The organism is Castellaniella hirudinis (genome assembly GCF_042651965.1).
GTDB classification, from domain to species: Bacteria; Pseudomonadota; Gammaproteobacteria; order Burkholderiales; family Burkholderiaceae_B; genus Castellaniella; species Castellaniella hirudinis.
This window is the reverse complement of the sequence record NZ_JBHSDY010000001.1, coordinates 87824-113046: the sequence shown is the minus strand read 5'-3', so window position 1 is coordinate 113046 and position 25223 is coordinate 87824. Positions and strand designations below refer to the sequence as shown.

28 protein-coding genes are annotated in these 25223 nt (G+C 65.6%); 14 read left to right on the top strand and 14 right to left on the bottom strand.

What is annotated here, in order from left to right:
- Positions 1–4 precede the first annotated feature (4 nt).
- From csgH to ACFO0J_RS00570, 6 genes are all read right to left on the bottom strand, one after another.
- On the bottom strand, positions 5–322 hold the full coding sequence (csgH, locus tag ACFO0J_RS00595; RefSeq protein ID WP_376811122.1) for a curli-like amyloid fiber formation chaperone CsgH: 318 nt from the start codon (positions 320–322) through the stop codon (positions 5–7).
- A 91-nt stretch (positions 323–413) separates the two neighbouring features.
- Positions 414–1175, bottom strand: a complete 762-nt coding sequence (locus ACFO0J_RS00590; protein WP_376811121.1) for a hypothetical protein — start codon at positions 1173–1175, stop codon at positions 414–416.
- Between the two features lie 94 nt (positions 1176–1269).
- Positions 1270–1821 carry a hypothetical protein gene (locus ACFO0J_RS00585; RefSeq protein WP_376811120.1) on the bottom strand — a complete coding sequence of 184 codons (552 nt, stop codon included), beginning with the start codon at positions 1819–1821 and terminating at the stop codon, positions 1270–1272.
- 37 nt (positions 1822–1858) lie between these two features.
- The gene (locus tag ACFO0J_RS00580; RefSeq protein ID WP_376811119.1) at positions 1859–2788 is read right to left on the bottom strand and encodes a CsgG/HfaB family protein; all 930 of its coding nucleotides are present in this window, start codon (positions 2786–2788) and stop codon (positions 1859–1861) included.
- A 22-nt stretch (positions 2789–2810) separates the two neighbouring features.
- Positions 2811–3179, bottom strand: a complete 369-nt coding sequence (locus ACFO0J_RS00575) for a curli assembly protein CsgF (RefSeq protein WP_376811118.1) — start codon at positions 3177–3179, stop codon at positions 2811–2813.
- Positions 3180–3623 (bottom strand): CsgE family curli-type amyloid fiber assembly protein, encoded by a 444-nt coding sequence (locus ACFO0J_RS00570; protein WP_376811117.1) that lies wholly within the window; start codon positions 3621–3623, stop codon positions 3180–3182.
- Positions 3624–3990: 367 nt separating this feature from the next.
- Here ACFO0J_RS00570 and ACFO0J_RS00565 point away from each other — a divergent pair, with 367 nt between their 5' ends.
- From ACFO0J_RS00565 to ACFO0J_RS00515, 11 genes are all read left to right on the top strand, one after another.
- Positions 3991–4467: an ATP synthase subunit I gene (locus ACFO0J_RS00565; protein WP_376811116.1), complete on the top strand. Its 477-nt coding sequence runs from the start codon at positions 3991–3993 to the stop codon at positions 4465–4467.
- A 24-nt stretch (positions 4468–4491) separates the two neighbouring features.
- Positions 4492–5370, top strand: coding sequence for a F0F1 ATP synthase subunit A (gene atpB, locus ACFO0J_RS00560; RefSeq protein ID WP_376811115.1), 879 nt, complete (start codon positions 4492–4494; stop codon positions 5368–5370).
- Positions 5371–5469: 99 nt separating this feature from the next.
- Positions 5470–5712, top strand: a complete 243-nt coding sequence (atpE, locus tag ACFO0J_RS00555; RefSeq protein WP_043684944.1) for a F0F1 ATP synthase subunit C — start codon at positions 5470–5472, stop codon at positions 5710–5712.
- A gap of 128 nt (positions 5713–5840) precedes the next feature.
- Positions 5841–6311: a F0F1 ATP synthase subunit B gene (locus tag ACFO0J_RS00550; RefSeq protein ID WP_376811114.1), complete on the top strand. Its 471-nt coding sequence runs from the start codon at positions 5841–5843 to the stop codon at positions 6309–6311.
- A 13-nt stretch (positions 6312–6324) separates the two neighbouring features.
- A complete protein-coding gene (locus tag ACFO0J_RS00545; protein ID WP_376811113.1) occupies positions 6325–6864 on the top strand; it encodes a F0F1 ATP synthase subunit delta in 540 nt (179 codons plus the stop codon).
- A gap of 36 nt (positions 6865–6900) precedes the next feature.
- Positions 6901–8442 carry a F0F1 ATP synthase subunit alpha gene (atpA, locus tag ACFO0J_RS00540; RefSeq protein WP_376811112.1) on the top strand — a complete coding sequence of 514 codons (1542 nt, stop codon included), beginning with the start codon at positions 6901–6903 and terminating at the stop codon, positions 8440–8442.
- 54 nt (positions 8443–8496) lie between these two features.
- Positions 8497–9396 (top strand): F0F1 ATP synthase subunit gamma, encoded by a 900-nt coding sequence (gene atpG, locus ACFO0J_RS00535; protein WP_376811111.1) that lies wholly within the window; start codon positions 8497–8499, stop codon positions 9394–9396.
- Positions 9397–9440: 44 nt separating this feature from the next.
- On the top strand, positions 9441–10862 hold the full coding sequence (gene atpD / locus ACFO0J_RS00530; protein ID WP_376811110.1) for a F0F1 ATP synthase subunit beta: 1422 nt from the start codon (positions 9441–9443) through the stop codon (positions 10860–10862).
- 9 nt (positions 10863–10871) lie between these two features.
- The gene (locus tag ACFO0J_RS00525) at positions 10872–11297 is read left to right on the top strand and encodes a F0F1 ATP synthase subunit epsilon (protein ID WP_376811109.1); all 426 of its coding nucleotides are present in this window, start codon (positions 10872–10874) and stop codon (positions 11295–11297) included.
- Positions 11298–11536: 239 nt separating this feature from the next.
- Entirely contained in the window at positions 11537–12646 is a 1110-nt protein-coding gene (locus ACFO0J_RS00520; RefSeq protein ID WP_376811108.1) for an MFS transporter, read from the top strand.
- Positions 12643–13545 carry a DMT family transporter gene (locus tag ACFO0J_RS00515; protein ID WP_376811107.1) on the top strand — a complete coding sequence of 301 codons (903 nt, stop codon included), beginning with the start codon at positions 12643–12645 and terminating at the stop codon, positions 13543–13545. The genes ACFO0J_RS00520 and ACFO0J_RS00515 overlap by 4 nt, the downstream gene beginning before the upstream one ends.
- A 16-nt stretch (positions 13546–13561) precedes the next feature.
- Here ACFO0J_RS00515 and ACFO0J_RS00510 read toward each other — a convergent pair whose 3' ends face one another.
- The 5 genes from ACFO0J_RS00510 to ACFO0J_RS00490 all read right to left on the bottom strand — a co-directional run bounded on the left by ACFO0J_RS00510 (position 13562) and on the right by ACFO0J_RS00490 (position 17999).
- Positions 13562–14920, bottom strand: a complete 1359-nt coding sequence (locus tag ACFO0J_RS00510) for an amino acid permease (RefSeq protein WP_376811106.1) — start codon at positions 14918–14920, stop codon at positions 13562–13564.
- A gap of 81 nt (positions 14921–15001) precedes the next feature.
- The gene (locus ACFO0J_RS00505; RefSeq protein WP_376811105.1) at positions 15002–15493 is read right to left on the bottom strand and encodes an HIT family protein; all 492 of its coding nucleotides are present in this window, start codon (positions 15491–15493) and stop codon (positions 15002–15004) included.
- Positions 15494–15556: 63 nt separating this feature from the next.
- Positions 15557–16351 (bottom strand): indole-3-glycerol phosphate synthase TrpC, encoded by a 795-nt coding sequence (gene trpC, locus ACFO0J_RS00500; RefSeq protein WP_376811104.1) that lies wholly within the window; start codon positions 16349–16351, stop codon positions 15557–15559.
- Entirely contained in the window at positions 16348–17382 is a 1035-nt protein-coding gene (gene trpD / locus ACFO0J_RS00495; protein WP_376811103.1) for an anthranilate phosphoribosyltransferase, read from the bottom strand. Before trpD ends, trpC begins: the two co-directional genes overlap by 4 nt.
- Before the next feature lie 50 nt (positions 17383–17432).
- Positions 17433–17999, bottom strand: coding sequence for an anthranilate synthase component II (locus tag ACFO0J_RS00490; protein WP_376811102.1), 567 nt, complete (start codon positions 17997–17999; stop codon positions 17433–17435).
- A 426-nt stretch (positions 18000–18425) separates the two neighbouring features.
- Between ACFO0J_RS00490 and lldR the strand changes: the two genes are divergently transcribed.
- Positions 18426–19187, top strand: coding sequence for a transcriptional regulator LldR (lldR, locus tag ACFO0J_RS00485; RefSeq protein ID WP_376811101.1), 762 nt, complete (start codon positions 18426–18428; stop codon positions 19185–19187).
- The gene (lldD, locus tag ACFO0J_RS00480; protein WP_376811100.1) at positions 19184–20320 is read left to right on the top strand and encodes an FMN-dependent L-lactate dehydrogenase LldD; all 1137 of its coding nucleotides are present in this window, start codon (positions 19184–19186) and stop codon (positions 20318–20320) included. The genes lldR and lldD overlap by 4 nt, the downstream gene beginning before the upstream one ends.
- A 243-nt stretch (positions 20321–20563) precedes the next feature.
- On the opposite strand, the gene trpE is transcribed toward lldD, so the two are convergent.
- The 3 genes from trpE to rpe all read right to left on the bottom strand — a co-directional run bounded on the left by trpE (position 20564) and on the right by rpe (position 23846).
- Positions 20564–22084, bottom strand: coding sequence for an anthranilate synthase component I (gene trpE, locus ACFO0J_RS00475; protein ID WP_376811099.1), 1521 nt, complete (start codon positions 22082–22084; stop codon positions 20564–20566).
- 184 nt (positions 22085–22268) lie between these two features.
- Positions 22269–22955, bottom strand: a complete 687-nt coding sequence (locus tag ACFO0J_RS00470) for a phosphoglycolate phosphatase (RefSeq protein ID WP_376811098.1) — start codon at positions 22953–22955, stop codon at positions 22269–22271.
- A 153-nt stretch (positions 22956–23108) separates the two neighbouring features.
- Complete coding sequence (rpe, locus tag ACFO0J_RS00465; protein ID WP_376811097.1) at positions 23109–23846, bottom strand: ribulose-phosphate 3-epimerase; 738 nt, start codon at positions 23844–23846, stop codon at positions 23109–23111.
- Positions 23847–23927: 81 nt separating this feature from the next.
- Here rpe and mltA point away from each other — a divergent pair, with 81 nt between their 5' ends.
- Entirely contained in the window at positions 23928–25208 is a 1281-nt protein-coding gene (gene mltA / locus ACFO0J_RS00460) for a murein transglycosylase A (RefSeq protein ID WP_376811096.1), read from the top strand.
- The last annotated feature ends 15 nt before the right edge of the window (positions 25209–25223 follow it).

The following is a 25223-nucleotide window of genomic DNA, read 5'->3' as shown; positions in this document are numbered from 1 at the left end:
GGGATCAGGGGTTGCGAGGGCATGCGAAGGTGTAGGTGCCTGCGGGATGTCCGTTGGCAAACAGGATCAGCTCGATCCTGCATTGGTCCTGTGCTCCGATGGACAGGGAAAATCGGGTCAGGGCGGTCGGCGTGTCCGCGCGCAGCGGCACGCTGCCGCTTTGCTGGATGGATGAGGTCCCGCTGCGTCCCTGCCGGACGGCGCTCAACTGATAGCGCAGCGTGCCGTCCTTGGGGCTGCGCACGTAGGGCACGATGATGCCGGGCCGGGTGTCGGGTACGGTGTCCAGCCAGACCTGCAGGCCCGCATCCATTGCCATCATGATCGTCTCCTGGAGCGATTGGGCATCAAGGGAGAGTGCCCCGGGCCGGCCGTCGGCGGCCGGCCCGGGAGCGGGCCGCCGGACGTGCGGCTTACCAGCCCGTCTGGTTGAACGTAGCGGTGTTGCCGAACCCGATCTGCACCGCTGTGGCGGAGAGATTGGAACCCGTTTGCATCACGGTCGCCGAGTTGACCCATCCGTCCTGATAAAGGTCGGCCTTCTGGTTGCTTCCGTACTGCTGCGTCACCGTGCTGGTGTTCTTGTAGCCGGCCTGCACGATCTTCGCGTCGGCGTCACTGGTCCATTTCTGCGTGACGTCGGCGGAGTTGTTGACGCCGCTCTGGTAAATGTCGGTCGTCACGTCCAGGCTGTGTTCCTGGTTGGAGTTTGCGACGTTCTTCCAGCCGGTCTGGACAATCTTGGCGCTGGCGTCACCGGTCCATTTCTGCATCACGTCGGCCGAATTGTTCACGCCTTCCTGGTAGACATCCGATCGGGCGTTCACGTTATGGCTCTGGTCCGTGTTGACCACGTTCTTCCAGCCTTGTTGTACGACCTTGGAACTGGCGCCCACGTTGTCCGACTGTTTCGCGTCGGCGTAGTTGTTGTATCCCTTCTGGTAGATGTCGATCTGGGCGGCGCCGAAGAAGTTGTTGGACTGGTTGGCCTTGGCCACGTTGCTGGCTTCGATCTGCGTGATGGTCGCGCTGGCGTTCCCGTTGTATGCCTGGGTGATTGCGGCATCATTGTTGAAGCCGTTCTGGTAGGTGTTGCCAGTGCTGCCGGCGAAGGCTGCCGTGCCGGCGAAGGCCAATGCAAGACCGGACGCCAGTGCGCAAAGAGAGTGTTTCATGTTGAAGCTCCTTGAGTCGACAAGACCAGTGAGTAAAAAACGCTGTCCGGCGGTCTTGGAACCGGGCGTCGTCGGAAGAAGAGGTGCGAGTGCGTCAGCGATACACGGAAAGCTTCAGGCCGCTGCCGATCTGGGTGATGGGCGCCAGCGGGCCCGGCGTGGTGAGCGTGACCGACAGTTGATTGAAATTGCCGATCTGGTTCAGGTTCGCGTAGCTGTTGCTGGCGTACTGCTCCAGCCGGGCGAGGTTGGATACGCCGGTCTGATGGATTTCGCCCCAGATTCCCATTCCGGCCTGGATGATCTGGGCGTCGTTGCCGGCTCCGGCCTGCTGGATCACGGCTGTGTTGCCCGCGCCGGACTGCGAGGCGCTCGCCCGGTTGCGGAAGCCGTCCTGGAGGATGGATGCCGCGGAATCGGCGCCCTGTTGGGTGATTTCGCCGGTGTTCAGGCCGCCGCGCTGGTCGATGTGCGCCCGTACGCCGACATTGGCCAGTTCCAGGGGCGGCAGTTCGCTGGGCGCGGAAAGATCGAGGCCGGCGCCGTGACTGGCCGGGGGGGCGGCGCTGAGCAGGGTCGCGAGACCCAGGTACAGGCCGAGGCGGCCGAGCGATGGGCCGAAGCGGGAAAGAGAAGGTATGTTCATGGCGCGCTCCTGGCGGGCTGGGCCGCGTTCAAGGCGGTTATTGGGTCTGGACCGGGGTGGCTGCGGCACCCGTGGTGACTGCCTGGCGCGGCGTCACCGTGGTCACCTCGTTGTTTTCGGCGGTCACGTAGCGCTGGATCAGCGCGCTATTCCAGTCCGCCGGATTCTTCAGGCGCCACAGGTTGTTCTTGATGCCCTGCACCGTCAGGTGCATGACGGCGGCGTCGATGGCCTCCTTCACCGCCAACTGGGCAGGCTCGTTGTGGGTGTAGCCGCCCTCGATTTCCAGCAGGTCGTAATAATTGACGAAACGGAAATAGCTCGGATGAATCTCGTACGAGAAGATCGTCTTGGTGGTCGAGACACTGTCCAGGATGGCCCCGGACGCGACGTCGACGGCCCGCAGACTGATCGTGACCTGATCGACGCTGTATTGCGTGGTCATGCCGATTCCCAGGAACTTCGCCCCCAGGCCGCCGGTCCTCGTGTTGGTGTCGTAGGCGATCACGCCGCCCTCCAGGATGATGGAGGCGGGCAGCAGGTTCGGGACTCCGCCGCTGTTTTGCCCGCCCTCGTCCACGGCCCGCAGCACCCGGCGCTCGGTCAACAGGGATTGCAGGCCTTCGCGTTCGACGGGGATGTACCAGCCGGAGTCCTTCAGGGCCTTCATCAGCATGGATGCTGCCCCCTGGGTGACCGCCGTGGAGAACGCGCTGCTGGGGGACGGCTTGTATTGGCCGGTTTCATCCCGGAAACCATAGACGGCGGCCACGATCTTCTTCTGCGGAGGAGGCAGCTGCAGCAATGCGGTGGCCGAAGGCGTCGGCGGGGTCAGTTGCGCCTCGTTGGAAACATTGACGGGCTTCTGGATCGCGCATGCGGACAGGGTCAGCGCCAGTACCGGAGCGATCCATGCGCCGCGTACGGATGCGAATGCGCGGGCTCCAGGCATTTTCAGGGTGTCCATGACGGGCCTTTCCGGTTCCGGGTCAGTTGATGGGGGTGCCGCTGGCGTTGGCGCTGCCAAGGTCGATGGGATGTGAATTGCCATTCAGATCGACCCAGTAGAGCTTGTCGCCTTTCTGGATCAGGAAGCCGTTGTCGGTTTGCAGGATCTGCCCGATGTTGTCCAGACCGAGGTCGTCCATGGGGTAGGGATATCGCTTCTGCGCCTGCGCGCTTTGCAGCAGGGTGGGGCCGTTCAGCGGGTTGCCGCCGAAACTGGGATTCACCGGGTTGTAGAGCAGTTGTCCCGCCGATGCGGGCAGTGATGCCCATGGCAGCGCGATCAATGCGCCCAGGAGGATCGCGGCGGTCCCGGCGGACCTGATGCGAGGATTGCGTGTGGAATGCCTCATTTACATCTCCTCGGGCCCTAGATCGGCGTTCTGGATGAACTTTCTTTGGGCGTTGATGATGTCGATGTTTTCGCGGACTGCCTGGACGACTTCCCGGCTCTGGTCCTTCGCCCGGGAGCGGGCGGGGGACAGGAACGTGTGGAAAACGGTCTGGCCCAGCGCATTGATCCAGATCTCGCTGCCGAATTGCGCAGTGGGGCGTTCGATGACCGTCATCGTGTCCTGCGAGTCCGGATACAGCGCCTGCCACACTTGCGTGAAGTTGCTGTAGAAATCCCATCCCATCACGGTGACGGTGCGGTTGATGATCAGGCCCTTCAGAGGGTCGCTGTTGATTCGACCCTCGTCGAGGTTGCGCGGGGACGGCCCGGGCTCCTGCGCGATCGCCGCCGCGCCCAGCAGCGCCGCGATGATGATGCCAAGCCGCAAACCCGTGAACCGCATGGCGGTGCTCCTGTCCTGCGTAATGATTTTTTCCGGACGTATCGAACTGTGATGTCGTAGGGAGCATGTTATGAGCGGGCCTCGTGCCCACCTATAGGCCGGAATCGCTACACCGTTTTCTGGAGGGTGGATCAGCCGGCCGTCGGAAAAACGGTGTAGTTCGTCGGGAGGAGGCCGGAGGGGCCGCACGCCGAGGCGAACTGGGTTAAAATGGTGCGCCTTTTGAGCGGAGGGGCTGAAGGTTCCCGCCAAAAACGCTATAATTAATGAGTTTGACTATTGCCTTACGTTTAGTTGCCGAACCAGGTCACCAAATCAGGTCGCTGAGTCGGCAGCGGGCGTCGGGCAGATTGCGAACGACTTGCATATGGTTGATCGAGCGACCCCGGGGCCGGGTGGTGCGTTGCCTGATGCGGCACTGTCCGATTCAGACGCGCCGCTGGTGCTCAGCGACGAGGATCGGATCACGGTTGCCAGACGTTCGCAGACAGGTCTGTTTCGGGCGCTGGCAGCGCAGGCATTCACAGGAATGCTGGTGGTGCTGGGCGCCTGGGGAATTGCTGGGAAGGACGCCGGGTTCTCCGCCCTGATCGGGGCGGCGGCTTATTTTGTGCCCAACGCGCTGTTCGCCTTGCGGCTGCTGCTGGGGTACTTCGGGCCGAAACGCCCGGGATCGCTCGCCTTTTTCTGGGGCGAACTCTTCAAGCTGCTGATGGTGGCGGGGGTGGTGGTCCTGGTGGCGTGGCGGTGGGGCGGCTGGCTGCACTGGCCGGCTTTCCTGCTGGGCCTGCTGGGCGTCATGAAGGGGTACGTGGTATTGCTGGCCGTGCGCCGCTTGCCATGATTTGAATACGATAAAGGGTTTCCGATGACCGACGCTGTAACGACGCCTCAGTCCGAATACATCCAGCACCACCTGGTTCACCTGAACAATCTCGGGCACAAGCAGGACATCATCGCCAACTTCGACGTCGTCAACTACGACTCGCTGTTCTGGTCGATCCTGATGGGCGCCATCGTCATCTTCTTCCTCTGGCGCGCCGCCAGCCGGGCCACCACCGACGTGCCGGGCCGCTTCCAGATGGGCATCGAAATGCTCGTGGGCATGGTCCACGAAGAAGCCAAGGGCATCATCCCCAACGAAACCACGCGCAAGTTTGCTGCGCCGCTGGCCCTGACCGTGTTCCTCTGGATCACACTGATGAATACGCTGGACCTGATCCCGGTCGACCTGGTCGGCTGGATCTTCAAGATCACCGGTCTGGGCGCCGATCACTCGGATCCGCTGTACTACCACCGCATTCTGCCGACGGCCGACCTGAACATCCCCCTGGGCATGTCGCTGGGCGTGCTGGTGCTGATGCTGTACTACGGCATCAAGATCAAGCACCCGGGCGGCTTCGTCAAAGAACTCTTCACCGCGCCGTTCCACGCGCATGGTGTCGCCGCGCTGATCCTGGCGCCCTTCAACTTCCTGCTGAACCTCATCGAATATGCGGCCAAGTGCGTGTCGCTGGGCATGCGGCTGTTCGGCAATATGTATGCAGGCGAACTGCTGTTCATGCTGATCGCTTTGCTGGGTGGTGCCTGGACGGGGGCGAATGCTTCCAGCATCAGTCTTGCGTTCGGACACGTGCTCGCCGGTTCGGCATGGGCGATCTTCCACATCCTGATCGTCCTGCTGCAGGCGTTCATCTTCATGATGCTGACCCTGGTGTATATCGGGCAGGCGCACGAAGGCCACTAAAAATTCGCCCGGGGCGTCCCCGGGCGGGCTCGCGGGGCTTGCCCTGATTTCTGGTTTTTTGATTTTTACTAAACAACGTTTACTTACCAAGGAGTTGTTATGACCAACGTTGCATTCGTTGCTCTCGCTTGCGGTCTGATCATCGGTCTGGGCGCCATCGGCGCTTGCATCGGCATCGGCATGATGGGTGGCAAGTACCTGGAAGCCTCCGCGCGCCAGCCCGAACTGATGAACACCCTGCAGACCAAGATGTTCCTGCTGGTCGGCCTGATCGACGCGGCCTTCCTGATCGGCGTCGGTCTGGCCATGCTGTTCGCGTTCGCCAACCCCTTCGTGGGCTGATGACGGCACAGGCCTGCGCATGGATCGCAGGCCAGGGGTTCGTCGGCGGCCTGCGGGCTGTGGACGGCCGGATTAGGTGCCTTGCGGAATCGCCGCAAGGCACGAACGGGTAAATTAGGAAAACGACCGTGAATTTAAACGCGACTCTCTTTTTCCAGATGATCGTGTTTTTCGTTCTGGGTTGGTTTACGATGAAATTCATCTGGCCGCCCCTGACGAAGGCAATGGATGATCGTCGCCAGAAAATCGCCGACGGTCTGGCCGCCGCCGAAAAGGGCAAGGCCGATCTGGCCCAGGCCCAGGCCCGCGTCAGTCTGATGGAAGCTGCCTCCAAAACGGAAAACCATTCGCGTCTGGCCGAAGCCGAAAAGCAGGCTTCCGCATTGATCGACGAAGCCCGCCGCGAAGCCGAAGCCGAAAAGGCCCGGATCGTCGCTCAGGCCCGTCAGGATGCCGCTCAGGAAGTCCAGCGTGCGCGTGAAACGCTGCGTGCCGAAGTGGCCGTGCTGGCCGTCAAGGGCGCCGAGCAGATCCTGCGTCGCGAAGTCGATGCCAAGGCGCATGCCGAGCTGCTCGACCAGCTCCAGGCGCAACTCTGAACCAGGGCGAGTCATGGCTGAACTGTCTACTATCGCGCGGCCTTACGCCGAGGCCCTGTTCGATTCCGTGCGCAACGATGCGCAGGGGCTCGAATACTGGTCCGGCGTGATGTCGCTGCTGGCCCAGGTGTCCGGCATGCCCGACGTGCTCGAGGCCATGGCCGATCCGCGCCTGTCCGACGCCCAGCGCACCACGCTGCTGACGGGTCTGGTTCCCCAGGAACTGCCCGTGCAGGCGGCCAATCTGGTCGCTCTGGTGGTCGAAAACGGCCGCGTCCAGGCGCTGCCCCAGGTGGCCGAGCAATTCGAACTGCTGCGCAACAAGCTCGAGGGCACCGCCCTGGCGCGCATCACCAGCGCCTACCCGCTGAACGACGCCCAGGTGGCCGGTCTGCTGCAGGGCCTGGAACGCAAGTTCGGCCTCAAGCTCAAGTCTGAAGTGACGGTCGACCCGGAATTGATCGGCGGGGTGCGTGTCGCCGTCGGCGATCACGTGCTCGACACCTCCGTGCAGGCCCGGCTGGCCGGTCTGCGCGATACGCTGGCCGCGTGATGGCGGGCCATACAACAGGATTCCAGGAGTCTTACCATGCAACTTAACCCGTCCGAGATCAGCGAACTGCTGAAGAGCCGCATCGAAGGCCTGGGCGCGTCCACTGATGTCCGCACTCAGGGCACGGTCGTGTCGGTCACCGACGGCATCACCCGCATCCACGGCCTGTCCGATGTGATGCAGGGCGAAATGCTCGAATTCCCCAACAACAAGTTCGGCCTGGCCCTGAACCTGGAACGTGATTCCGTGGGCGCCGTGGTGCTGGGCGACTACGTCGGCGTGTCCGAAGGCGACGCCGTCAAGACCACCGGCAAGATTCTGTCCGTGCCGGTCGGCCCGGAGCTGCGCGGCCGCGTCGTGGACGCGCTGGGCAACCCGATCGACGGCAAGGGCCCGATCAACGCCAAAGAAACCGACGTGATCGAAAAGGTCGCGCCGGGCGTGATCGCGCGCCAGTCCGTGTCGCAGCCGATGCAGACCGGCCAGAAAGCCATCGACTCCATGGTGCCGATCGGCCGTGGTCAGCGTGAACTGATCATTGGCGACCGCCAGACCGGCAAGACCGCCGTGGCCGTCGACACCATCATCAACCAGAAGGGCAAGGGCGTCACCTGCGTGTACGTCGCCATCGGCCAGAAGGCTTCCACCATCAACAACGTGGTGCGCAAGCTCGAAGAACACGGCGCGATGGAATACACCATCGTCGTGGCCGCCGCCGCTTCCGACTCCGCCGCCATGCAGTATCTGGCTGCCTACTCGGGCTGCACCATGGGCGAATACTTCCGCGATCGCGGCGAAGACGCCCTGATCGTGTACGACGACCTGACCAAGCAAGCCTGGGCCTATCGCCAAGTGTCTCTGCTGCTGCGCCGTCCGCCCGGACGCGAAGCCTACCCCGGCGACGTGTTCTACCTGCACTCCCGTCTGCTGGAACGCGCCGCCCGCGTGAACCCCGAATACGTCGAACGGTTCACCAACGGCGCCGTCAAGGGCCAGACCGGTTCGCTGACCGCGCTGCCGATCATCGAAACCCAGGCCGGCGACGTGTCCGCCTTCGTGCCGACCAACGTGATTTCCATCACCGACGGCCAGATCTTCCTGGAAACCGACCTGTTCAACGCCGGCATCCGTCCCGCCATCAACGCCGGTATCTCGGTGTCGCGCGTGGGCGGTTCCGCTCAGACCAAGGTCGTCAAGAAGCTGTCCGGCGGTATCCGGACCGACTTGGCCCAGTACCGTGAACTGGCCGCCTTCGCGCAGTTCGCTTCCGACCTGGACGACGCCACCCGTCGCCAGCTCGAACGCGGCAAGCGCGTGGTCGAACTGCTCAAGCAGCCTCAGTACCAGCCGCAGCAAGTCTGGGAACTGGCGGTGGCCCTGTACGCCGTGAATAACGGCCACCTGGACGACCTCGAAGTCGGTCAGGTGCTGGCCTTCGAGAAGGCCCTGAAGGACTACCTGAAGGCCAAGCAAGAAGCCCTGATCCAGCGCATCGAAGACGTGAAGGAACTCTCCAAGGAAGACGACGCCGCTCTGGGCGCCGCGATCCAGGAATTCAAGAAGCACGGCACGTTTTAAGTAGCGACCGGGGCGCGCGATGCGTGCCCCGGGCAGCCCTGACAGGATAGTGGAATGGCCGGAATCAAGGAAATTCGAACCAAGATCAAGAGCGTGCAAAACACGCGCAAGATCACCAAGGCGATGGAAATGGTCGCCGCCTCCAAAATGCGCAAGGCGCAGGACCGGATGCGGACGGGCCGTCCCTACGCCACCAAGGTGCGTGCCATCGCGGCCCACCTGATGCAGGCGAACCCGGACTACACCCACCCCTACATGGTGGAACGCGAGAAGCTGTCGTCCGTGGGCGTGGTGCTGGTCACCACCGACAAGGGTCTGTGCGGCGGTCTGAATACCAACATCTCGCGCCTGGTGCTCGCGCGGATCAAGGAATTCGAACAGCAGGGCGTGCGCGTCCAGGCAACGGCGCTGGGCTCCAAGGGCCTGGGTCTGCTGAACCGTGTCGGCGTCAACGTGGTGTCTTCGGAAGTCCAGCTGGGCGATGCGCCCAACCTGGAACGTCTGATCGGCGCCATCAAGGTCCAGCTCGACGACTTCGTCGATGGCAAGGTGGACGCGGTCTATCTGGCGACCAGCCGCTTCGTCAACACCATGAAGCAGGACCCCGGCTTCATCCGCCTGCTGCCGCTGCCTTCGGGCCTGGAAGATCCTTTCCAGACCGGTTCCCAGGACGAAGAAGCCCTGAAGAGCCAATACGGTTGGGACTATCTGTACGAGCCGGATTCCCAGACCGTGATCGACGAGCTGCTGCTGCGCTACGTCGAGGGTCTGGTCTACCAGGCTGTGGCGGAAAACATGGCCAGCGAGCAATCCGCCCGGATGGTCGCCATGAAGGCCGCGTCTGACAACGCCAAGAAAGTCATCGGCGACCTCCAACTGGTCTACAACAAGACCCGCCAGGCGGCCATCACCAAGGAAATTTCGGAAATCGTGGGCGGCGCCGCCGCGGTCTGATCGACGCAAGCACCGGCAACCCAGAGATACTTATAGGACTAAACATGAGCAACGGTACCATCGTTCAGTGCATCGGCGCCGTGGTGGACATTCAGTTCCCCCGCGACAGCATCCCCAACATTTACGACGCGCTCACCTTGACCGACGAGTCCTCCGCATTCGCGGAAAAGGGCCTGACGTTCGAGGTCCAGCAGCAACTGGGCGACGGTGTCGTGCGGACCATCGCGATGGGTTCGTCCGACGGCCTGCGCCGCGGCATGGCCGTGGCCGGCACCGGCGCGCCTATCTCCGTGCCCGTGGGCACCGGCACCCTGGGCCGCATCATGGACGTGCTGGGCCGTCCGATCGACGAGCGCGGTGACATCCAGTCCGACGAAAAGCGCGCCATCCACCAGCCCGCCCCGAAGTTCGACGAACTGTCGCCTTCGGTCGAACTGCTCGAAACCGGCATCAAGGTGATCGACCTGGTCTGCCCGTTCGCCAAGGGCGGCAAGGTCGGCCTGTTCGGCGGCGCCGGCGTGGGCAAGACCGTGAACATGCTGGAACTGATCAACAACATCGCCAAGGCCCACAGCGGTCTGTCGGTGTTCGCCGGCGTGGGTGAGCGTACCCGTGAAGGCAACGACTTCTACCACGAAATGTCCGACGCGGGCGTCATCAAGCTCGACAACCTGGCGGAATCCAAGGTCGCCATGGTGTTCGGTCAGATGAACGAACCCCCCGGCAACCGTCTGCGCGTGGCCCTGTCCGGCCTGACGATGGCGGAAAAGTTCCGCGACGAAGGCCGCGACGTGCTGTTCTTCGTGGACAACATCTACCGCTACACCCTGGCCGGTACGGAAGTGTCCGCCCTGCTGGGCCGGATGCCGTCCGCCGTGGGTTACCAGCCGACGCTGGCCGAAGAAATGGGCAAGCTGCAGGAACGGATCACGTCCACCAAGACCGGCTCCATCACGTCCATCCAGGCCGTGTACGTGCCTGCCGACGACTTGACCGACCCGTCGCCTGCCACCACCTTCCTCCACCTGGACTCCACTGTGGTGCTGTCGCGTGACATCGCCGCCCTGGGGATCTACCCGGCCGTGGACCCGCTGGACTCGACCAGCCGCCAGCTCGACCCGCAAGTCGTCGGCGAAGAGCACTACAACATCGCCCGCGGCGTGCAGCAGACGCTGCAGCGCTACAAGGAACTGCGCGACATCATCGCCATTCTGGGCATGGATGAACTGTCGCCGGAAGACAAGCAGGCCGTGGCCCGCGCCCGCAAGATCCAGCGCTTCCTGTCGCAGCCCTTCCACGTGGCCGAAGTCTTCACCGGCGCGCCCGGCAAGTACGTGCCGCTGGCCGAGACCCTGCGCGGCTTCAAGATGATCGTCGAGGGCGAGTGCGACGCGCTGCCCGAGCAGGCCTTCTACATGGTGGGCGGCATCGACGAGGCCTTCGAGAAGGCCAAGACCCTCCAATAAGGATTGCACATGGCGACTCTGCACATCGAAGTGGTCAGCGCGGAAGCCTCGATCTTTTCCGGCGAGGCGGCCTTCATCGCCCTGCCGGGTGAGTCGGGCGACCTCGGCATTCTGCCGGGGCACACTCCGCTGATCTCGCGCGTGCGTCCCGGCACGCTGAAAATCCGGCGTGACGACGGCACCGAGGAATACATCTTCGTGGCCGGCGGCATCCTGGAAGTCCAGCCGAATTCCGTGACGGTGCTGTCCGACACGGCCATTCGTGCGACCGATCTGGACGAGGCCAAGGCCGTCGCCGCGCGTGAGCGCGCCGAGGAAGCCCTGCGCAACACCAAGGAAAAGGCCGACATCGCCGTGGTCGAAGCCGAACTCGCCATGCTGGCGGCCCAGGCTGCCGCTGCGCGCAAGTTCAGCCAGAAGCGCAGCTCGCACTGATCGGGTCCTTCGCGGTCAAGAAAAAGCGCCCTCGGGCGCTTTTTCTTTTGCGCATCTGTGTAAGATGATGCGGTCGGGACGGTACGCCGTCCCTGTGCATTTTCAAGACACATTTTCAAATCACACGATTTCCAGACCCAAGGGAGCATCCTCTGGAATCCCACCGGCAAGACTCCACCGATTCCCAGGCCACCGTCCCATGGCTGCTGGGCGCTTGCTGTTTTGCCAGCATTGCCTCCATGCGGGCTTGCGACACCCTGCTGCCCGCGCTCGCGGACGAGTTTTCGGTCACGGTGGGGCAGGCGTCCCGGGTCGTTTTCGTCTTTGCCGTGGCCTACGGGGTGTTCCAGCTCTGTTTCGGCCCCCTGGGCGACCGCTACGGCAAGCTGCGGGTCATCGCGCTGTGCGCCCTGGCCTGCGTGATCGGCAACGGCATCGCCTTCGTGTCTCCGAGCCTGGACTGGCTGGTGGCGGCGCGCATCGTTTCGGGCGCCTTCGCGGCAGGCATCTATCCGATGGCCATGGCCTGGGTGGGCGACAACGTCGCTTACGGCGAGCGCCAGGTGGCCCTGGCTCGCCTAGTCAGCGCCAGCGTCCTGGGCACGCTGGCCGGACAATGGGTGAGCGGGCTGATCGCCGAATGGGTGGGTTGGCGTCCGATGTTCGCCCTGTTGGCGGGGCTGTTCCTGGTGTCCGGCGGCCTGCTGCTGCGCGCGGCGCGCGGCGCCGCGCCGCCGCCGAGGGCAGCCCGTCAGGGGCGGCCCGCGCTGCTGGGCATCCTGGCGCTGCCTGCGGCGCGCTGGCTGCTGATCGTCACCGCGCTCGAAGGGGCCTTGGCCTTTGGCGCCCTGGCCTTCATGCCCAGCCTGCTGCAACGCCATCATGGGGCCTCGCTTTCGCTGGCCGGCGGCCTGACGGCGTTTTACGGTGCCGGCGGATTCTTCTATTCGCGGGTGGCCGGCCGCTTGCTGCGCCGCGTCGGTGAGGCCGGGCTGGCCGGCCTGGGCGGCGCGTCCTTGTGCCTGGGCTTTCTGGTCTTCGCCTATGCGCCCAGCCTTGTCTGGATTCCCGCCGCCTGTGCGCTATCGGGCTTCGGTTTTTACTGCCTGCACAACACCCTGCAGACCAATGCCACTCAGATGGCGCCTGCGGCGCGCGGCGCCGCCATGGCGCTGTTCGCGTGCGTGCTGTTCCTGGGCCAGTCGGTGGGCGTGCTGGCGGCCGCCTGGGTCGCCGATCACGGCTCGGATACGTTGATCTTCGCCCTCGTCGGGCCGGGCTTGCTGGTGTTGTCCCTGGTGGCGGCCCGGCGTTTCCGGGCGCGCGCGTTCAAGGAAAAAACAACATGATGATCCGTGCGCGCGGTGCGATCGCCGTGCAGGTGGTCCTGCTGGTTTCAATGGCCATCTGGGGTTTGAACATCACGCTCGTCAAACAGCTCACGAGCGCGCTCGATCCGTCGACGATCGCCATGCTGCGCATGCTGGTGGCCAGCGCGACGCTGGTCTCGATCTGGCTGGTCCGGCGCCCGGCGCGGGTGCGTCTGGACCGTCGCCAGTGGGCCGGCCTGGCGGCCTGCGCCTTTCTGATGGTTTACTTGAATCAGATTTTCTTCACCGAAGGCATGGTGCGCACCAGCGCCACCAATGGCGCCCTGCTCATGGCGCTCGGCCCGCTGGTGTCGGCGCTGCTGGCCGCGCTGGCCTTTCGCGAGCGCCTGGGTTGGGTGCGCCTGTGCGGCGTGGCGCTGGGCTTTGGCGGCGTCGCCGTCATCATCCTTGGACACAGCGGCGCCCGGCTGGCCGTGATGGGCGTGGGCGATCTGCTGGTGATCGTGGGGGTATTCAGTTTTTCCTGCGGCGGCGTGCTGATCCAGGGCATTGCGCGCCGGCTCGATGCCTTGACGATCAGCAGCGTCATCTACGCGCTGGGCGCGCTGATGCTGATCGGTCACGCCGGGCTTTGGGGCGCGGGCTATGACGGCGTGTTGCCGGACAGTGCGTGGCTCTGGTTCCTGATCGTGTTTTCAGGCGCGGTGTCGACCGCCATCGTCAACCTGATCTGGAACAATTCCATCGCCCGCATCGGCGTGGCGCGCGCCGCCGTGTTCCTGTACTGGGTGCCGGTGTTCGGCGCGGCCTTCGCCGCCCTGCTGCTGGACGAACAGCTAGGCTGGAACCACCTGGCGGGCCTGGTGGCGGTGATGGTCGGCACCTACCTGGGCACGCGGTCGCGGCGTGCGGCGTAGCAAGGGGCGCGCCGTTTCAGGCGGGACGCCTGCTGCGCAGCCGGTATCCCAGGTACAGCACGCCCAGCCACACCGGCAGCACGTAGACTGCCGGGCGGGTGTCGTCCAGTTGCGTCATCAGTCCCATCAGCAGCACCAGGAAGGCGGCGCACAGGTAGTTGGTCCAGGGATAAAAGGGCGCGGGGAATAGCAGCGCGTCGCGCGCGTGGGCCTTGCGAAACCGCATGTGGACCAGCACGATCATCATCCAGGTGGTGGCGGCCGCCGCCGTCGCCACAGCCATGATGCGCATGAAGGCGCCTTCGGGCACCAGGAAATTGACGATCACGATCGCCAGCGTGCAGGCCGACGAGAACAGCACGCCGACCCAGGGCACCTGGCGCCGGCTCAGGCGCAGAAAGACACGCGGCGCATTGCCCTGTTCGGCCAGGCTGCGGAGCATGCGGCCGTTGCTGTACATGCCGCTGTTGTAGACCGAGATCGCGGCGCTCAGCACCACCAGGTTCAGGATGTCCGGCGCGGCGGGGATGCCCAGGCGGGAAAAGATCAGCACGAAGGGGCTGCCGTTCAGGCCGACCTCGTTCCAGGGATACAGGGTCACCAGCACCGCCAGGGCGCCGATGTAGAAGATCAGGATGCGCCAGATCACCTGATTGACGGCGCGCGGGATGCTGCGCCGGGGATCGTCGGCCTCGCCTGCCGTGATGCCGATCAGTTCCGTGCCGCCGAAGGAAAACATCACCACCACCAGGGACAGCAGCAGGCCGTGGACGCCGTTGGGCAGGAAACCGCCGTGGACCCAGAGATTGTCGATTCCCGCGCCGCCGGCGCCGCGCGCGATCAGCACCCCGCCCAGCAGGATCATGCCGATGATGGCGGCGATCTTGATGAAGGCCAGCCAGAATTCGCTTTCGCCGTACAGGCGCACGTTCAGCAGGTTCAGGCCGGTGACGCTCAGCAGCACGATCAGCGCGCTGGCCCAGGCCGGGAAATCCGGCAGCCAGTAGCTGACGTAAAGACCCACCACGGAAAGTTCGGCCATGCTGACCAGAATGTATAGCAGCCAGTAGTTCCAGCCCGCCAGGAAGCCCGCGAAGCCGCCCCAGTAGCGGTAGGCGAAGTGGCTGAAGGCGCCGCTGACGGGTTCCTGGGTGGACATTTCCCCCTGGAAGCGCAGGATCAGATAGATGGCCAGGCCGCCGATCAGGTAGGACAGGATGATGCCGGGGCCGACGAGCAGGATCGAGGCGGCCGAGCCGTAGAACAGGCCGGTGCCGATGGCGCCGCCCAGGGCGATCATCTGGATGTGGCGGTTTTTCAGGCTGCGCGCCAGCGTGGCGGGCGGCGTCCCGGATGCGGAAGGAGAGTCGGGCATGGAGGGGAAATGCGTGGAAGGTCGGGGGCGTCCCGGTCGGGCGCCATGGTCGGATCGGGTGCCCGGGGTGCGTCGGGAGGTTCAGGCGCCCGGGGCGTCTTGGGCGCCGTCAGGGACGGGCACGTCCGCCGCCGGCCCCCGGGTCTTCAGGATCTGGTGCAGGTGTTCGACCTGCGGCGCCAGCGTGCTGCAGGCCTCGGCCCAGGCGGCGGCCTGGACGGCGTCATGCCGGGGCGGCGCCCAGATGGCGTCCGGGAAGCAGGGGTCGCCGCGCCAGCGGGGGATCAGGTGCCAATGCAGATGGGGCACCTGGTTGCCGAGACTGGCCAGATTGATCTTGTCGGGCCGCAGCAAGGCCCGCTGCAGGCGTTCGACCTGAAATACGGTGCGCATCAGGTGCAGGCGGTCCATGGGATCGATGTCCGTCATCTCCGCCACGTGGCGCTGCCAGATGACGCGCACATAGCCCGGGTGCCGGGGATCGTCCACGCGGATGATGCGCAGCTTGTCGTCCTGCCAGAGCAGGGGGGCGTGGTCCGAAACGCAGAGCGGGCAGTCGGGAGAAAAGGCCATGGCGAAGACGGAGGGAGGGCGGGGCCTGCCGCCCGCCAACGCAGGCGCAGGGACGGGGTGCGGTCAGCGGGCGAAGAACAGTTCGTGCAGGGCGGTGCCGGGATCAGGCGCGCGCATGAAGGCCTCGCCGACCAGGAAGGCCTGAACGCCGTATTCGCGCATGCGGTCGGCGTCCTCGGGCAGCAGAATGCCGCTTTCGGTCACGACCCGCTTGCCCGCCGGCACGTCCTTGAGCATCGCCAAGGTGGTTTCCAGGCGCGTCTCGAAGGTCCGCAGATTGCGATTGTTGATGCCGACCAGCGGGGTGTTCAGCGACAGGGCCGCGTCCAGTTCCTCGCGGTCGTGGACTTCGACCAGCACGTCCATGCCCAGGTCGGCGGCCACGGTTTCCAATTCGCGCATCTGGGCGGGCGCCAGGGCGGCGGCGATCAGCAGAATGCAGTCGGCGCCCAGCGCCCGGGCGTGGATGACCTGATAGGGGTCGATCAGGAAGTCCTTGCGCAGCACCGGCAGGCTGCAGGCGGCGCGCGCCTGGCGCAGGTGGTCGTAGCCCCCCTGAAAGTACTGCACGTCGGTCAGGACCGACAGGCAGGCCGCGCCGTGGCAGGCGTAGCTGGCGGCGATGTCCGCCGGGCGGAAGTCCTCGCGGATCACGCCCTTGGAGGGCGAGGCGCGTTTGATTTCCGCGATCACCCCGGGCTTGCCCTGGGCGATCTTGTCTTCGATGGCGCGCGCAAAGCCGCGGATGTCCTGGCGGCTCTGGGCTTCGCGCAGGACCTCGGATTCACTGCGCATCTGCCGCGCGGTGGCGACTTCGGTGCGCTTGGTATCCAGGATTTTGGCCAGGATGTCATTCATGCGGAGAACCTTTGCGTGTATTGGCGGAATTGTTCCAGCTTGTCGCGCGCGGCGCCCGAGGCGATCAGTTCGAAGGCCTGGCGGATGCCGTCGCCGATCGAGTCGGCGCGGTTGCCGGCGTACAAGGCCAGGCCGGCGTTCAGGGCGACGATGTCGCGGGCGGTGCCGGCGGTGTTGTTCAGGGCGGCGCGCACCAGTTGCGCGGATTCGTCGCGGTTGGCGACTTTGATGCTGCGGTTGGACACCATGGCCATCCCGAAGTCTTCGGGATGGATCTCGTATTCGCGGACCTCGCCGTCCTTCAGTTCGCCCACCAGGGACGCTGCGCCCAGCGAGGCCTCGTCCATGCCGTCCTTGCCGTGCACGATCAGCACGTGGCGCGAGCCCAGGCGCTGCAGCACGCGCACCAGGATGCCGACCAGGTCGGGGTGGAACACGCCCATGAGCTGGTTGGCGGCTCCGGCCGGGTTGGTCAGCGGTCCGAGGATGTTGAAAATCGTGCGCACGCCCAGTTCGCGGCGCACGGCGGCGACGTTCTTCATGGCGCCGTGGTGGGCCGGGGCGAACATGAAGCCGATGCCGGTGGCCTCGATGGATTCGGCGACCTGGGCAGGCGTGGCGGTGACCTGGATGCCCAGGGCTTCCAGCACGTCGGCGCTGCCCGACGAGGATGAGGCGCTGCGGTTGCCGTGCTTGGCGATTTTCACCCCGCCTGCGGCGGCGACGAACATGGAGGCGGTAGAGATGTTGAAGGTGTGCGAACCGTCCCCGCCCGTGCCGCACATGTCCAGCAGTTCCTCGGGGTAGGGGGTGTCCACGCTCAGGGCGAATTCGCGCATGACCTGGGCGGCCGCCGTGATCTCGCCGACGGTTTCCTTCTTGACCCGCAGGCCCATCAGCAGGGCGCTGGCCAACTGGGGGGACATTTCCCCGCGCATCAGCATGCGCATCAGTTCCAGCATTTCGTCGTGGAAGATTTCCCGGTGCTCGATGCAGCGAGCCAGGGCTTCGTTGGGGGTGATCGGCGGCATGGTTGTTCCTTCTGTCTTCGTGTCTGTTCAGGTGGTCCGGTGCGGGGGCGTCAGAGTTCCAGGAAATTGCGCAGCAGCGCGTGGCCGTGTTCGCTGAGCACGGATTCCGGATGGAACTGCACGCCGTAGACGGGCAGGGTCTTGTGGGCGACGCCCATGATCTCGCCGTCGGCGGTCTCGGCGGTGATGTCCAGGCAGTCGGGCAGCGAGGCGCGCTCGATCGCCAGGGAATGATAGCGAGTGACGGTATAGGGCGAGGGCAGTCCTGCGAAGACATCGGTGCCCCGGTGCGTGATGGGCGAAACTTTGCCGTGCATGATTTCCCGGGCGCGCACGATGCGGCCGCCATAGGCCGCGCCGATGGCCTGGTGTCCCAGGCAAACGCCCAGGATGGGCTTTTTGCCGGCGAAGTGCCGGATCAGCTCGATGGAGATGCCGGCCTCGGCAGGCGAGCACGGCCCCGGGGACACGCAGATGCGGTCCGGGTCGATCGCCTCGATGCCCGCGAGGTCGATCTGGTCGTTGCGCACGACCTCGACCCGGGCGCCGAGTTCGCCGAAATACTGCACCAGGTTGTAGGTGAAGGAGTCGTAGTTGTCCAGCATCAGCAGCTTCATGATCGGATCGTCCTGGTCAGTGTCGGGAAACGAGCGCGCACACCGAAGCGGGCCGCGAAGGCTGGGGGATGCCGGAGGGGGAGAGTGATACGGACATGGTCTTCCTTGGAGTCAGGAGCCGCCGCACCGGAGATAGATTCACGAAGACCTATGCCTGCCAGAACGGCGGCAAGGTGCGATGAATCACGCATGAGGATGCCGCCCCTAGGAGGAGCGCCACCAGAACGAAGCGTGCACGGTCGCAAGTGAAATCATGGTGGGCATTCTACTGTGCGGCGCGAACCTTGTCGAGCGGGGTAAATACCGAGGGGTTTCTCAATTAGATTGGTATGACCATTTTATATATTTTGGATTGACCAATTTACAGCTCAACTTCTATAATTCCATCTGGATGATGCTTGCGCTCTGAACGGATTCTCCTGAACCATGCGCCTTTCCGACCGACTTGCGGTACAGCTCCGGGCCCTGATCGATGAACAGGGCCTGAAGCCGGGCGACCGCCTGCCGGCCGAGCGCCGCTTGGCCGAAGCGCTGGGCGCCTCGCGGCCTTCGGTCCGCGAGGCCATCCGCCAATTGGCCAGCCAGGGATTGTTGCGCAGCCGGCAGGGGGGTGGCACGTACGTCCAGGCCGCCGAATCCGCCGTCGACTGGCCCGACCGGCATCTGATGCGCCCGCTGGACGAACTGGTGTCCGACGACCCCGAATACCGCTACGATGTGCTGGAAGCCCGCTATGCGCTGGAGGGCAGCACCGCCTGGCATGCCGCTGTGCGCGCCACGGCCCAGGATCGTCAGGCGATCATGCGGTGCTTCGACGACATGCAGCATTTTCAGGAGCAGGGGGATCCGGCACAGGCGGCGCAGGCCGATGTCCAGTTCCACCTGGCCATCGCGCAAGCGTCCCATAATGTGGTGCTGTTGCAGATGATGCGGGGCGTGTTCGAATTGCTGCGCGCCACCGTCACCGAAAACCGCCAGCGTATGTACCAGGTCCAGCATACCCAGGACCAGTTGACGGCCCAGCACCGGGCGCTGATGGACGCCATCCTGCGCGGCGACGCCGAGGCCGCCCGGTCTGCGGTCTGGCAGCATCTGGAATTCGTGCACGGCCACGTGCGCAAGTTCGACGAAGACGAGGCACGCCTCGCCCGTTTCTCCCGTTTGCCACCTTTCACACTGACATCATGATCATTTCCGCTTCCACTGATTACCGCGAAGCCGCCCGGCGCCGCCTGCCCCCCTTTCTGTTCCATTACGGAGACGGCGGGGCGTACGCCGAATACACGCTGCAGCACAACGTCAGCGACCTGGCGGGGGTGGCGTTGCGTCAGCGGGTGCTCAACGACATGTCGCAACTGGATCTGTCCACGCGGCTGTTCGGCGAGACCCTGTCCATGCCGGTGGCCCTGGCGCCGGTGGGCCTGACGGGGATGTACGCGCGCCGGGGCGAGGTCCAGGTGGCGCGGGCTGCGGATCGCAAAGGCATTCCCTACACCATGTCCACCGTGTCGGTCTGCCCCATCGAAGAAGTCGCACCCGAGATCAGCCGGCCCATGTGGTTCCAGCTTTATGTGCTGAAAGACCGGGGCTTCATGAAGAGCGTGCTGGAGCGCGCCCAGGCGGCCGGAGTGTCGACGCTGGTGTTCACCGTGGACATGCCGGTGCCGGGCGCGCGCTACCGCGATGCCCACGCGGGGATGAGCGGCCCGTACGCCGCCCTGCGCCGCTATGCCCAGGCCGTGCTGCATCCGCGCTGGGCCTGGGATGTGGGCCTGTGGGGCCGGCCGCATGATCTGGGCAATGTGTCCAGGTACCTGGGCAAGCCGACAGGGCTGGAGGACTACATCGGCTGGCTGGGCGCCAATTTCGACCCCTCGATTTCCTGGAAGGATCTGCAGTGGATCCGCGATTTCTGGAAGGGGCCGATGATCATCAAGGGCATTCTGGACCCGGACGATGCGCGCGAGGCCGTGCGTTTCGGGGCCGACGGCATCGTGGTGTCCAATCACGGCGGGCGGCAACTGGACGGGGTGCTGTCCACCGCCCGCGCCTTGCCGGCGATCGCCGACGCGGTCAAAGGCCAGATCACGCTGCTGGCGGATTCGGGTGTCCGCACCGGTCTGGACGTGGTGCGCATGCTGGCGCTGGGCGCCGACACGGTGCTGCTCGGCCGCGCCTGGCTCTACGCCCTGGCGGCCGGCGGCGAGGCGGGCGTCGCGAATCTGCTGGACCTGATCGAAAAGGAAATGCGCGTGGCCATGACGCTGACCGGCGCGCGTACCATCGCCGACATCACGCGGGATCTGCTGGTGCGTGACTGATACTGTGCTGCGCAAGCGTGAAGCCTGCGCGGCGTGGGGATAAGCCCGGACACAGGACAGTCCTTGAGGACTGGCCTGTGCCTGGCGCATCCGAGCGGCATGCAGGCCGCGAGGTGGGTGCGAGCGGGCGTAGACCGCGCGGCGTGGGGGCCCTTTTTGCCGCCGGGCCGCCCCAAGGCAAAAAGCGCCCCCTTGGGGGGCAGCGAGTGGGCGTAGACCGCGCAGCGTGGGGGCCCTTGCCCTTCAAATAGGCTCGTCCAGCCCGAATTGCACCTGTTCCGCCGCGCGCAGCAGGGCGCGGGCCTTGGCCTCGGTTTCCTGCCATTCCTTTTCGGGGTCCGAATCGGCGACGATGCCGGCGGCGGCCTGCACGTACAGCATGCCGTCGCGGACGATGCCGGTGCGGATGGCGATGGCCAGGTCCATTTCGCCGCCGTAGCTCATGTAGCCGGCGGCGCCGCCGTAGATGCCACGGCGCACGGGTTCCAGTTCATCGATGATTTCCATGGCGCGGACCTTGGGCGCGCCGGTCAGGGTGCCGGCCGGGAAGGTCGCGCGCAGCACATCGATGTTGCTCATGCCGTCGTTCAGTTCGCCGCGCACGTTGGATACCAGGTGCATGACGTGGGAATAGCGCTCGATGGCCATGGTGTCGGTGACTTCGACCGTGCCGGCCTTGGACACGCGGCCGATGTCGTTGCGCGCCAGATCGATCAGCATGACGTGTTCGGCGCGTTCCTTGGGATCGGCCAGCAGTTCCTGTTCCAGGCGCAGATCGTCGTCCTGGGTGGCGCCGCGCTTGCGCGTGCCGGCCAGGGGGCGGATGGTGACCATCTCGCGGGCGCGGCCGTCCTCGAATTCGCGGTCCTGGCGCACCAGGATCTCCGGCGAGGCGCCCACCACGTGGAAGGAATCGAAGTTCCAGTAGTACATATAGGGCGAGGGGTTCAGGGACCGCAGCGCCCGGTACAGCGACAGCGGCGAGTCGCGGAAGGGCTTGGCGATGACCTGGCCGATCTGGACCTGCATCAGGTCGCCGGCGGCGATGTAGTCCTTGGCCTTGCGCACGGCGTCCAGGTAGTCGTCCTTTTTGAACTCGCGTTCCGTGGGCGTCTGCATGCTGGCGTAGGCATAGGGGATGACCACGGGCGTACGCAGTTTTTCGCGCAGGGCCTTCAGGCGGCGGCGGGCCAGGGCGTAGGCTTCGGGCTGCCGGGGGTCGGCGTAGACGATCAGGTAGGTGCGGCCGGCCAGGTTGTCGACGATGACCAGTTCATCCACCTGCATCAGCATGATGTCGGGCGTGCCGGGCTGCTGGCCGGCGGGACGCGGCTTGACGCACGGCCCCAGGCGCGGCTCGATGTGGCGCACGGTGTCGTAGCCGAAGTAGCCCGCCAGACCGCCGGCGAAGCGCGGCATGCCGGGGCGCATGGCGACGCGGAAGCGCTGCTGGAAGGACTCGATGAAGGCCAGCGGATCGCCTTCGTGGGTTTCCTCGACCTGGCCGCGCGTGACGACCTCGGTGGTGGTGCCGGTGGCGCGGATCAGGGTCTTGGCCGGCAGGCCGATGAAGGAGTAGCGGCCGAAGCGTTCGCCACCCACCACGGATTCCATCAGGCAGCTGTTGCGGCCGGCCTCCGGACCGGCGTGGGCCAGCTTCAGATAGATCGCCAGCGGCGTGTCCAGGTCGGCGTAGGTTTCCGCGATCAGTGGAATCCGGTTGTAGCCTTGGGCGGCCAGTGCGTTGAATTCGATTTCTGTCATGGTGGTCTCTGGGTGGGGGGTACAGACCGGGACAGAAACAACACAGCCCGGCCGATCAAGGGTCCGGGCTGCGGGGGTGGGCGTCGCGGGAAGGCCCGCACACCGTGTAACCGTTATGACCCGGAATGAAAACACCACCAGCGCCAATAGGCGCCGGCGGTGATCGGGTAATAACGGATGATGTTCATGCGTGTTCGGTCGGTGAAGTCGCGTCGGCGGCCCACTGGGCGGCCTCGACGATGGAGGTCACTATAGCATCCACGGGCAGCTCCTGCACGGGCCGGCCTTCGTTGTAGCCGTAGGGCAGGGTCAGCACGCGGATGCCGGCGGCGTTCGCAGCCAGGGCGTCGTTGATCGAGTCGCCGATGAACAGGGCCTGGGCGGGGGTGATGCCCAGCAGGTCGCAGGTGTGAAACAGCGGCATGGGGTCGGGCTTTTTGCGCTCGCAGGTGTCGCCGCAGACCACGACGTCGAAATAGCCGTCCAGACCCATCTGGCGCAGCAGGGGAAGGGTGAATTCGGTGCTTTTGTTGGTGACCACGGCCAGGCGCGCGCCCTGGTCGCGGAAGGCCTGCAGGCCCGCCACCACGCCGGGGTAGATGCGGCTGCGCTGGCCGTTCAGGGCGCGGTAGTGGTCCTGGTAGCGGGCCAGGCCGCGCATCACCATGTCCACGCTGGCGGGTTTGCCCTCGTGGCCCAGGGTGCGGATGACCAGTTGTTCCACGCCTTTGCCGACGTAGGCGGCGATGGTGCTTTCGGCGATCGGCGCCAGGCCCATGTCCTGGCGCATGGCGTTGGCGGCGTCCGCCAGATCGGGGATGGTGTCCAGCAGGGTGCCGTCCAGGTCGAACAGAATTCCGGAAAATTGCATGATGTCGCGTGCCGGGGAAAGCGGCCGAACCGGATCGGCGGCCAGGTGAATCATAGGGACGCCGGAACAGATGGGGCTGGGCTGCCGGCGGCGGCGGGCGTCATCGTATCATTACTGGAGGTGATATGCCGCTCGGTTTCTGGTGACGAACCCTCAGTGATCCGAACCGCCTGCGCCCAGTCGGCGCTGATCCCGGCGGCGGGCGTCGCCCTGGGTGATGCCGTCGCGCAGGGCGGCGATCACGCGCGGGTAGTCCGGCTGGCCGAACACGGCGGAACCTGCCACGAACGCGTCGGCCCCGGCGGCGCGGATGGCGGCGATATTGTCGACCTTGACCCCGCCGTCGACTTCCAGGTCGATCGCCTGGCCGCCTTCGGCACGCCAGCGGTCGATGCGCGCGCGCGCCTGGGCGAGCTTGTCCAGCGTGTGCGGGATGAAGGACTGGCCGCCGAATCCCGGGTTGACCGACATCAGCAGGACCAGGTCCAGGCGCTCCATGACGTGATCCATCCATTCCAGCGAGGTGGCCGGATTGAACACCAGGCCGGCGCGGCAGCCGTGGTCGCGGATCAGGGCCAGGGTGCGGTCGACGTGGCGCGAGGCTTCAGGGTGAAAGCTGATGATGTTCGCGCCGGCCTTGGCGAAGGCGGGCACCAGCGCGTCCACGGGTTCGACCATCAGGTGCACGTCGATGGGGGCCGTGGTGTGGGGGCGCAGGGCGGCGCACACCATGGGGCCCACGGTCAGGTTGGGGACGTAGTGATTGTCCATGACGTCGAGGTGGATCCAGTCGGCGCCGGCGGCCACGACATGGGCGACTTCCTCGCCCAGGCGGGCGAAGTCGGCGGACAGCAGGCTGGGGGCGATGCGGGCGGCGGGCAGTTCGGTCATGGCGAAAGAGGGTCCGGATATGTCATGATGACGGTTTGCAGTCCTCCATTTTAGTGCACCCCCGGGTGCGATCCCGTGCGTATGAAAATCCATTGGTGGCCCGTGGCCGCGCTGGCCCTCCTGAGCGCCTGTTCTTCGGTGCCGCTCGAAGAATCCACTCCCGGCAGCGCATCCGGCGCTGCCGTGTCGGTCGAGCAGCCCCTGACCGTTCCGCCGCTGTCTGCCTTGCCGGAAACCCCCGCGCGGCCCCTGCAGGGACGCTATACGGCGGTCTCCTGGGACAGTGTGCCGGGCTGGGGGAATGACGATCTGACCCATGTCTGGAAAGGGCTGCTGAACGATTGCCGGGGCTTGATGCGGCCCGTGTCGGGTTCGCTGGCGCTGCCTGCGCGTGCGGCGCCCCGGGCCTGGCAGCCGGTCTGCCAGGCGGCGCTGCAATCCGGCCTGGGGCCCGAGGCCGGCGGCCCGGCCGTGCGCCGCTTCCTGCAGGACCAGTTGCGCCCGTGGCGGCTGGACGACGGCGCCGGTCAGGCCGCCGCCGGGACGGCGACGGGCTATTACGAACCGCTCATCCGCGCATCGCGTACGCGCACCGGAGCCTATCAATGGCCGCTCTACGCCGCGCCGGACGATCTTCTGACCATCGACCTGGGATCGGTCTATCCGGAACTGGCCGGCAAGCGGGTGCGCGGCAAACTCGACGGCCGTCGGGTCGTGCCCTACGACACGCGGGCCCAGATCACGTCTGACCCGGCCCGCCAGCCGGCTGCGATCGTCTGGGCGGATGATCCCGTCGAAGCCTTCTTCCTGCAGATCCAGGGGTCGGGGCGGGCCGTGCTGCCCGATGGCGGGGTGCTGCGGCTGGCGTATGCCGACCACAACGGCCGGCCCTACGCGTCCATCGGCCAGTGGCTGGCCCGGCAGGGCGAGATGCCGCTGGCGCAGACGTCCATGCAGAACATCAAGGCCTGGGCGCGTTCTCATCCCGACCGCGTGCCGGAACTGCTGAACGTGAATCCGGCCATGGTGTTCTTCCGCGAGGAAGCCATCACCGATCCGGAACTCGGTCCCCGGGGCGCCTATGGGGTCCCGCTGTTGCCGCAGCGCGCGATTGCGGTCGATCCGGCCTTTGTCCCGCTGGGTACGCCGGTCTTCCTGGAAACCGGCCCCCAAGGCGGCGCTGCGCCGCTGCGGCGGCTGGTGTTCGCCCAGGATACGGGCGCGGCGATCAAGGGCGCCGCCCGGGCTGACTTTTATTGGGGCACCGGCGACGAGGCCGGCGCGCGCGCCGGCCGCATGAAACAAGCCAGCCGGATGTGGCTGCTGTGGCCTGCGCGGGCCGGGGCGCCGTCGGCGCGTTGAACCCTTTGGCCTGGC

Bases quoted from the DNA above. Each gene is read 5' to 3' on its own strand.
- csgH (WP_376811122.1), bottom strand. From the start codon at position 322: ATGATGGCAATGGATGCGGGCCTGCAGGTCTGGCTGGACACCGTACCC.
- ACFO0J_RS00590 (WP_376811121.1), bottom strand. From the start codon at position 1,175: ATGAAACACTCTCTTTGCGCACTGGCGTCCGGTCTTGCATTGGCCTTC.
- ACFO0J_RS00585 (WP_376811120.1), bottom strand. From the start codon at position 1,821: ATGAACATACCTTCTCTTTCCCGCTTCGGCCCATCGCTCGGCCGCCTC.
- ACFO0J_RS00580 (WP_376811119.1), bottom strand. From the start codon at position 2,788: ATGGACACCCTGAAAATGCCTGGAGCCCGCGCATTCGCATCCGTACGC.
- ACFO0J_RS00575 (WP_376811118.1), bottom strand. From the start codon at position 3,179: ATGAGGCATTCCACACGCAATCCTCGCATCAGGTCCGCCGGGACCGCC.
- ACFO0J_RS00570 (WP_376811117.1), bottom strand. From the start codon at position 3,623: ATGCGGTTCACGGGTTTGCGGCTTGGCATCATCATCGCGGCGCTGCTG.
- ACFO0J_RS00565 (WP_376811116.1), top strand. From the start codon at position 3,991: ATGGTTGATCGAGCGACCCCGGGGCCGGGTGGTGCGTTGCCTGATGCG.
- atpB (WP_376811115.1), top strand. From the start codon at position 4,492: ATGACCGACGCTGTAACGACGCCTCAGTCCGAATACATCCAGCACCAC.
- atpE (WP_043684944.1), top strand. From the start codon at position 5,470: ATGACCAACGTTGCATTCGTTGCTCTCGCTTGCGGTCTGATCATCGGT.
- ACFO0J_RS00545 (WP_376811113.1), top strand. From the start codon at position 6,325: ATGGCTGAACTGTCTACTATCGCGCGGCCTTACGCCGAGGCCCTGTTC.
- atpA (WP_376811112.1), top strand. From the start codon at position 6,901: ATGCAACTTAACCCGTCCGAGATCAGCGAACTGCTGAAGAGCCGCATC.
- atpG (WP_376811111.1), top strand. From the start codon at position 8,497: ATGGCCGGAATCAAGGAAATTCGAACCAAGATCAAGAGCGTGCAAAAC.
- atpD (WP_376811110.1), top strand. From the start codon at position 9,441: ATGAGCAACGGTACCATCGTTCAGTGCATCGGCGCCGTGGTGGACATT.
- ACFO0J_RS00525 (WP_376811109.1), top strand. From the start codon at position 10,872: ATGGCGACTCTGCACATCGAAGTGGTCAGCGCGGAAGCCTCGATCTTT.
- ACFO0J_RS00520 (WP_376811108.1), top strand. From the start codon at position 11,537: ATGCGGGCTTGCGACACCCTGCTGCCCGCGCTCGCGGACGAGTTTTCG.
- ACFO0J_RS00515 (WP_376811107.1), top strand. From the start codon at position 12,643: ATGATGATCCGTGCGCGCGGTGCGATCGCCGTGCAGGTGGTCCTGCTG.
- ACFO0J_RS00510 (WP_376811106.1), bottom strand. From the start codon at position 14,920: ATGCCCGACTCTCCTTCCGCATCCGGGACGCCGCCCGCCACGCTGGCG.
- ACFO0J_RS00505 (WP_376811105.1), bottom strand. From the start codon at position 15,493: ATGGCCTTTTCTCCCGACTGCCCGCTCTGCGTTTCGGACCACGCCCCC.
- trpC (WP_376811104.1), bottom strand. From the start codon at position 16,351: ATGAATGACATCCTGGCCAAAATCCTGGATACCAAGCGCACCGAAGTC.
- trpD (WP_376811103.1), bottom strand. From the start codon at position 17,382: ATGCCGCCGATCACCCCCAACGAAGCCCTGGCTCGCTGCATCGAGCAC.
- ACFO0J_RS00490 (WP_376811102.1), bottom strand. From the start codon at position 17,999: ATGAAGCTGCTGATGCTGGACAACTACGACTCCTTCACCTACAACCTG.
- lldR (WP_376811101.1), top strand. From the start codon at position 18,426: ATGCGCCTTTCCGACCGACTTGCGGTACAGCTCCGGGCCCTGATCGAT.
- lldD (WP_376811100.1), top strand. From the start codon at position 19,184: ATGATCATTTCCGCTTCCACTGATTACCGCGAAGCCGCCCGGCGCCGC.
- trpE (WP_376811099.1), bottom strand. From the start codon at position 22,084: ATGACAGAAATCGAATTCAACGCACTGGCCGCCCAAGGCTACAACCGG.
- ACFO0J_RS00470 (WP_376811098.1), bottom strand. From the start codon at position 22,955: ATGCAATTTTCCGGAATTCTGTTCGACCTGGACGGCACCCTGCTGGAC.
- rpe (WP_376811097.1), bottom strand. From the start codon at position 23,846: ATGACCGAACTGCCCGCCGCCCGCATCGCCCCCAGCCTGCTGTCCGCC.
- mltA (WP_376811096.1), top strand. From the start codon at position 23,928: ATGAAAATCCATTGGTGGCCCGTGGCCGCGCTGGCCCTCCTGAGCGCC.